This is a genomic window from Micromonospora sp. I033, from assembly GCF_053890995.1.
In genome coordinates this window covers 1-7239 of record NZ_JBSSLX010000257.1, presented here as the reverse complement: position 1 = coordinate 7239, position 7239 = coordinate 1, and the positions used below count along the sequence as shown (strand labels likewise).

The window sequence follows — 7239 nt, the reverse complement described above, 5'->3', positions numbered from 1 at the left end:
GGGGGCTGGTCAGCGTCCGCTCCGGCAGCGGGAACCTGGTCACCTGGCGGCTGCTCGGCACCGAGACGACCGGCGTGTCGTTCAACCTCTACCGCGGCGGCACCCGGGTCAACAGCGCCCCGATCACCAGCGCCACCAGCTATCTCGACAGCGGCGCCGCGGCCGGGTCGGCGTACACGGTGCGGGCCGTCGTGAACGGCGCCGAGCAGGCGGCCTCCGCCCCGGCGCTCCAGTTCGCGGCCGGCTACCTGGACGTGCCGATCCAGGCCCCACCCGGCGGCACCACCCCGGCCGGGGAGGCCTACACCTACGCCGCGAACGACGCCGGCGTGGGCGACCTCGACGGCGACGGCCGCTACGAGTTCGTGCTCAAGTGGGATCCGTCCAACAGCAAGGACAACTCCCAGTCCGGCTACACCGGCAACGTCCACCTCGACGCCTACACCCTCACCGGTGTCCGGCTGTGGCGCATCGACCTGGGCCGCAACATCCGCGCAGGCGCCCACTACACCCAGTTCCAGGTGTACGACTACGACGGCGACGGGGACGCCGAGGTGGCCGTGAAGACCGCCGACGGCACCCGCTCCGGCACCGGCCAGGTGATCGGCTCGGCCTCGGCCGACCACCGCAACTCCAGCGGCTACGTGCTCGCCGGACCCGAGTACCTGACCATGTTCGACGGCCGCACCGGCGCCGCCCTGTCCACCGTCGACTACGACCCGCCGCGCGGCACCGTCTCCTCGTGGGGCGACTCCTACGGCAACCGGGTCGACCGGTTCCTCGCCGCCACCGCCTACCTCGACGGGCAGCGTCCCTCGCTGGTCATGGCCCGCGGCTACTACACCCGCGCGGTGATCGCCGCCTGGGACTTCCGCGACGGCACCCTGCGCAGGCGGTGGACCTTCGACTCGAACGCGTCCGGCAACGGCGCCGCCGCCGGCCAGGGCAACCACAACCTCTCCGTGGCCGACGTGGACGGCGACGGTCGCCAGGAGATCGTGTACGGGGCCGCCGCCATCGACGACAACGGCCGGCTGCTCTGGTCCACGGGCAACGGCCACGGCGACGCGATGCACGTCGGCGACCTCGACCCGGCCCGCGCCGGACTGGAGGTCTTCAAGGTCGACGAGGACGCCAGCAAGCCCAGCTCCTGGATGGCCGACGCGCGCACCGGCCAACTGCTCTGGCAGACCCCGCCCAGCGGCGACAACGGCCGCGGCGTCTCCGCCGACGTCTGGGCCGGCAGCCCCGGCGCCGAGTCCTGGTCCTCCGCCGTCGACGGCCTGCTCAACACCAGGGGGGAGCACGTCGGCCGCAAGCCTTCCTCGGCGAACTTCCTCGCCTGGTGGGACGGCGACCCGGTCCGCGAACTCCTCGACGGCACCCGGATCGACAAGTACGGCACCGGGGGCGACACCCGGCTACTCACCGGCAGCGGCGTCGCCTCGAACAACGGCACCAAGTCCACCCCGGCGCTCTCCGGCGACATCCTCGGCGACTGGCGGGAGGAGGTGGTCTGGCGCACCGGTGACAGCACGGCGCTGCGCATCTACAGCACTCCCACGCCGACCGGGCTGCGCCTGCCGACCCTCATGCACGACCCGCAGTACCGGGTCGCCGTCGCCTGGCAGAACACCGCCTACAACCAGCCGCCGCACCCGGGCTTCCACCTCGGCGACGGCATGAGCACCCCGCCCGCGCCGAACATCTACCTGCGCTGAACGCGAAGGCACCGGGTCGCCGGCTGCGGAATCCGCCCGCCGGCGACCCGGTGCACCACACCGCGGCACTCCCGACCCGTCCCGACCGGGGATGCCGTACCACCACCGGCGACAACGTTAGGCGGGCTGCGCGACGGTGGGGTGACGTGGCTATGAAGAGCGTGTTTCAGCCCTTCCGGCCCAGCCCACCGGCCACCTTCTCGGCGATCAGCTCGAACGAGCGCACCCGGTCGGCCACGTCGTAGACCATCGTGGTCAGCATCAGCTCGTCCGCGCCGGTGCGCTCCAGCAGCGCGGCGAGCTGCCGCGCCACCGTCTCCGGCGAACCGGTCGCCTGACCCTCCCGGCGCTGCGCCACGAACTCCCGCTCCAGCTCCGAGTACGGGTAGGCCGCCGCCTCCGCCGGGCTGACCAGCGGCTCCGGCCGCCCGGACCGCAGCTTCAGGAAGGACAGCCCGGCCGGACCGGCCAGCCACTCGGCCCGCTCGTCGGTCTCCGCGCAGACCGCGTTGACCGCCACCATCGCGTACGGCTGCTCCAGCCACTGCGACGGCCGGAAGCTCTGCCGGTAGAGCTGGAGCGCGGGAATGGTGTTCTGCGCGCTGAAGTGGTGCGCGAAGGAGAACGGCAGCCCCAGCAGGCCGGCCAGCTGGGCGCTGAATCCGCTCGACCCGAGCAGCCACACGGCCGGCGACTGCCCCCGGCCCGGGGTCGCGGTGATCGGTCCCGGCTCCGCGCCGCTGAAGTAGTTCATGAGGTCGGCCAGCTCGCGGGGGAAGTGCTCCGCCGACAGGCCCTCCATGGTCCGGCGCAGCGCCAGCGCGGTCACCTGGTCGGTGCCCGGCGCCCGGCCGATGCCCAGGTCGATCCGGCCCGGGTGCAGCGCCTCCAGGGTGCCGAACTGCTCCGCCACCACCAGCGGGGCGTGGTTGGGCAGCATCACCCCGCCCGAGCCCAGCCGGATCGTCGAGGTGTGCGCCGCCAGGTGCGCCAGCAGCACCGCCGGCGCGGAACTGGCGATCGCCGGCATGTTGTGGTGCTCGGCCACCCAGAACCGGCGGTAGCCCAGCTCCTCGGTACGGCGGGCCAGCTCGGTGGTGTGCCGCAGCGCCTCGCCGGCACTGCCGCTGGCGGCCACCGGAGCAAGATCAAGAACAGACAGGGGTACGTCGATCACGCGCAACAGCAACCCGCGGCGCGCCGGATTTGTTCCCTCGGGTGCCCTAGCCCATACCGCGCGCCTGCTCGAAGATCAGACTCGTCTGGGTGTGCTGCACCGCCGGATCCACCGCCAGGTGGTCCAGCACGAAGTCCCGCAGCGCGTCCCCGGACGCCGCCCGCACGTGCAGCACGTAGTCCTCCGCGCCGGCGACATGGAACACCGACACCACCCCCGGCAGCCGCACCGACCGGGCCCGGAACGCGTCCACCGCCGCCCGCTCGTGCGCCGCCAACCGCACCGACACCAGCGCCTGCAACGGGAGCCCCACCGCAGCCGGGTCGACCTCGGCGTGGAACCCCCGGATCGCCCCGCACTCGCGCAACGCCCGGGTCCGCGTCAGGCACGTCGACGGGGCCACCCCCACCCGCTCGGCGAGGGCGTTGTTCGGCAACCGGCCGTCCGCCGCCAGCTCGGCCAGGATCGCGCGGTCGACGTCGTCCAGCGCCGCGAAGGGCCGTACATCATTCGGTGCGACAGGCATGTGAACATCCTTCCCCGAACTTCCCTCCCTCGGAAGAGGTCCCCACAGAATCTTCTTCGCTGCTCTTGCCCCGTGGCGGCCTGATGTTCGACGCTTCCGCCATGACCGCCGTCGACACCGCAGCCGTGCACGCCGGGCGCGAGGACCTCGCGGGCCTCGGCGTCCACGTACCGCCCATCGACTTCTCCACCACCAACCCGCTGCCCTCCGTGGCCGGCGGCGGCGACGACTACGAGACCCTCGCCACCGGCGGCACCCTCCCCGCCGGCGGCAGCGCCGTCTACCAGCGGCTCTGGAACCCCACGGTCGCCCGCTTCGAGACCGCCCTCGCCCAGCTCGAAGGCACCGCCGAGGCCGTCGCCTTCGCCAGCGGCATGGCCGCCCTCACCGCCACCCTGCTCGCCGCCACCCGCGACGGGAAACGGCACGTGGTCGCCGTCCGCCCCCTCTACGGCGGCACCGACCACGTGCTCGCCACCGGCCTGCTCGGCACCGAGGTCACCTGGGCCCGGCCGCACGAGGTCGGTGCCGCGATCCGCCCCGACACCGCCCTGGTCGTCGTCGAGACCCCGGCCAACCCCACCCTCGACCTGGTCGACATCGCCGCCCTCGCCACCGCCGCCGGCGACGTCCCGGTGCTCGTCGACAACACCGTCGCCACCCCGGTGCTCCAGCAACCCGCCCGGCACGGCGCCGCCCTCGTGCTGCACAGCGCCACCAAGAGCATCGGCGGCCACGGCGACGTGCTCGCCGGAGTCGTCGCCTGCGCCCCCGACTGGGCGGCCCGGCTGCGCCAGGTGCGCGCCGTCACCGGCGCCGTCCTGCACCCGCTCGGCGCCTACCTGTTGCACCGCGGCCTGCAGACCCTGCCGCTGCGGGTCCGCGCCCAGCAGGCCGGCGCCGAGAAGCTCGCCGCCTGGCTCTCCGACCACCCCGCCGTCACCCGGGTGCACCACCCCAGCGTCGACGACCCGGCCGGGCTCGTCGGCCGGCAGATGGCCGGCCCCGGCAGCCTGCTCGCCTTCGAGGTGCGCGGCGGCGCCCCCGCCGCGGCCGCCGTCGCCGGCGCCTGCCGGCTCATCACCCACGCCGTCTCGCTCGGCGGGGTGGACACGCTGATCCAGCACCCGGCCTCGCTCACCCACCGGCCGGTCGAGGGTGACGCCAAGCCGGACGGCGGGCTGCTGCGCCTCTCGGTCGGGCTGGAGGACCCGGAGGACCTGCGCGTCGACCTGGCCCAGGCGCTCGCGGCGCTCTGAGGGAGGTCAGGACTTCGGGCCGACGTGGCGGTCCAGCGCCGCCACGGCGTCCCGCCGCGCCACCGACAACGAGTTGCGGCGGTTCATCCGCCAGGCGATGCCGAGCAGGTCAAGGCCCCACTGGCAGAGCCGCATGATGTCGGCCGACTCGTTGGTGAACATGTAGCGCGGGTAGACGTACACCTTGCCGCGGACGGTGACCCGGTTGGCGAACCGGGTGCCGTCGGAGTGGAACAGTCCCCGCAGGAAGTGGCCGGCGTTCGCGGCCAGGATCTCCCGCTGCCAGTCCGCGAGCACGATCGGCCGCTGGTGCTTCTTGCCCGGCCCGTGCTGCGGAAAGAGGCAGGGCCAGTGGCGGGCGGTGCTCTGCACGGCGACGCAGCCGCGCTTCTGGATCCGCTGGACCTTGTTGGCGAGCACCGCCCGCATGGCCGCGTCACAGAGATCGATCAGGTTCGGCCAGGTGTCGGCGCAGTAGACGCGGAGGACCGGCACCGGGTCGGTGGTGACCAGATGTCCGTCTCCCAGATACAGCCCGAGCAGGTAGGCGTAGGCCGCCGGATCGGACGGATTTTCCGGGTCGGGTCGGCAGCGGAAGCAGCGGAGGGCGCTGCCGAACATCGCCGGCTCGGGCCGGTCGACGCACCAGTGCCACACGGTGGTGTAGGGCAGGGAGAGGGTGCGGGCTACCGACCGGATGTCGTGGCCCCGGGCGCGCAGAGCGCGGGCCCGCGCCCGCATTTCGGGAGGATGCACAGCGGCATCATCGAACAGGTGTATGACAGAAAGTGCCGGGAGCGGGACTTGAACCCGCACGCCCTCTCGGGCAGATGCTTTTGAGGCATCCGAGTCTGCCGATTCCTCCATCCCGGCGTCACCCCTGCGGAGGGTGTGGCTCACTGTACCCGACTAGTCTCATGCGGGAGCATGGGTGGTGACCGTGCCGAGATCGATGGTGGGAGTGGCTCGTGGCCGAGATGCAGACGGATGCCGAGCGCAAGCGCGTTCTGATCGCCGAGGACGAGGCGCTCATCCGGCTGGACCTGGCCGAGATGCTTGTCGAAGAGGGCTACGAGGTGGTCGGCGAGGCCGGTGACGGCGAGACCGCCGTCAAGCTCGCCGAGGAGCTCAAGCCCGACCTGGTCATCCTCGACATCAAGATGCCGATCATGGACGGGCTGGCCGCCGCCGAGCGGATCGCCGGCGCGCGGATCGCCCCGGTGATCATCCTGACCGCGTTCAGCCAGCGCGACCTGGTGGAGCGGGCCCGGGCGGCCGGTGCGATGGCCTACCTGGTCAAGCCGTTCCAGAAGAGCGACCTGGTGCCGGCCGTCGAGATCGCGCTGTCCCGCTACTCCGAGATCGCCGCGCTGGAGGCGGAGGTCGCCGGCCTCACCGACCGGCTGGAGATCCGCAAGACCGTCGAGCGGGCCAAGGGCGCGCTCATGACGACCTACGGGATGACCGAGCCGCAGGCGTTCAAGTGGATCCAGCGCACCGCCATGGACCACCGGATGACCATGAAGGAGGTCGCCGAGCGGATCCTGGCCGAGACCGCCGGCGGCGAGGTGGCCCAGCCCGCCTCCTGATTCCCGCCCGGCGACCCGGCGCGCCCGCTGACCGAAGGGGCGCGGTTCGGCGGGTTCCACGCGTCGTGGCCGGTCGATACGATCGCCGCCATGCGGCGTCCGCTGGCGGTGCTCGGCCTGCTCGTGGTGCTGCTCGCTGCCTGCCGCTCGTCCGGCCGGGCCGACCCCGCGCCGGAGCCCGAGCCGCTGCGTCCGGCCTGGCAGCCCGTCTCCCTGCCGGTCCCGTCCGGGCTGTCCGGGCGGCTGGCGCTGCGCGACGCCGCCGCCTGTGCCGGCCGCTGGTTCGTGGTGGGCGCGGTGGTGGACGCGGCGGGGATGACGCACCCGGCGGCCTGGTCCAGCACCGACGCGGCCACCTGGAGGCCGCTGCGGGCGGTGCCGCGCAGCCCGTACGGCGTGGAGAACGTGTTGACCGCGGTGGGTTGCCGGGACGGCCGGCTGGCCGCGGTGGGCGGCAAGAGCGGCGGGGTGCACGGCAATCCGCGGATCAGCACCTGGCGGCAGGTGGCGGACGGCTCGCTTGTCGAGGTGCCGGCCGAGTTCGAGCTGTTCGGCGGTGCGGACGCCGTGAACACGGGCCGGATCGCGGGCGGGCCGCGCGGCTGGCTGGTCTCGGGCAACCGGGCCACCGGCGCGGCCGCCTGGGTGTCCCCGGACGGGGCGGACTTCCGGCTGGTGAGCGGCGTGCCGGGGCTGGCGACGGACGCGTCGGGCCGGCCCTGGGCGGCGGACGGCGTGGCCGCCCCGTCGGGATGGCTCATGGTGGGCTCGGTGCTGCCGTCGGGGCGTACCGGATCGGCGGCCGTGGTGTGGAACTCGGCGGACGGGGTGGCCTGGCGGCGCGCGGTGCTGCCTGGCGACGGCGCGGACCAGGACCTTCAGCGGGTGGTGCGGACGGGGGACCGGATGGTGGCGGGGGGCCGGCGCGGGGACCGCCCACCGCCACCACTGGCTCTTATACCCATCT

General features: G+C 73.4%; 7 protein-coding genes and 1 tRNA gene. 4 read left to right on the top strand and 4 right to left on the bottom strand.

Annotated features, from left to right (window positions below; all coding sequences use genetic code 11):
• Positions 1–1721, top strand: a 1721-nt coding sequence (locus ACW0Q9_RS27465; RefSeq protein ID WP_456186153.1) for a rhamnogalacturonan lyase, incomplete at its 5' end; no start/stop codon positions are given.
• Positions 1722–1887: 166 nt separating this feature from the next.
• Here the strand turns inward: ACW0Q9_RS27465 and ACW0Q9_RS27460 are convergent.
• Together ACW0Q9_RS27460 and ACW0Q9_RS27455 are read right to left on the bottom strand one after the other, a co-directional pair.
• Entirely contained in the window at positions 1888–2910 is a 1023-nt protein-coding gene (locus ACW0Q9_RS27460) for an LLM class flavin-dependent oxidoreductase (RefSeq protein WP_456186151.1), read from the bottom strand.
• A gap of 34 nt (positions 2911–2944) precedes the next feature.
• Positions 2945–3424 carry an Lrp/AsnC family transcriptional regulator gene (locus ACW0Q9_RS27455; protein WP_189195205.1) on the bottom strand — a complete coding sequence of 160 codons (480 nt, stop codon included), beginning with the start codon at positions 3422–3424 and terminating at the stop codon, positions 2945–2947.
• A gap of 83 nt (positions 3425–3507) precedes the next feature.
• Between ACW0Q9_RS27455 and ACW0Q9_RS27450 the strand changes: the two genes are divergently transcribed.
• A complete protein-coding gene (locus ACW0Q9_RS27450) occupies positions 3508–4683 on the top strand; it encodes a trans-sulfuration enzyme family protein (protein WP_456186149.1) in 1176 nt (391 codons plus the stop codon).
• Between the two features lie 6 nt (positions 4684–4689).
• Here the strand turns inward: ACW0Q9_RS27450 and ACW0Q9_RS27445 are convergent, their stop codons facing one another.
• Positions 4690–5439, bottom strand: a complete 750-nt coding sequence (locus ACW0Q9_RS27445) for a transcriptional regulator (RefSeq protein ID WP_456186147.1) — start codon at positions 5437–5439, stop codon at positions 4690–4692.
• A 33-nt stretch (positions 5440–5472) separates the two neighbouring features.
• A tRNA-Leu gene (locus ACW0Q9_RS27440) sits at positions 5473–5556 on the bottom strand.
• A gap of 95 nt (positions 5557–5651) precedes the next feature.
• Between ACW0Q9_RS27440 and ACW0Q9_RS27435 the strand changes: the two genes are divergently transcribed.
• Together ACW0Q9_RS27435 and ACW0Q9_RS27430 are read left to right on the top strand one after the other, a co-directional pair.
• On the top strand, positions 5652–6272 hold the full coding sequence (locus tag ACW0Q9_RS27435) for an ANTAR domain-containing response regulator (RefSeq protein WP_091320605.1): 621 nt from the start codon (positions 5652–5654) through the stop codon (positions 6270–6272).
• Between the two features lie 90 nt (positions 6273–6362).
• Positions 6363–7239 (top strand): hypothetical protein (locus ACW0Q9_RS27430; RefSeq protein WP_456186145.1); only part of this gene is annotated, 877 nt, incomplete at its 3' end.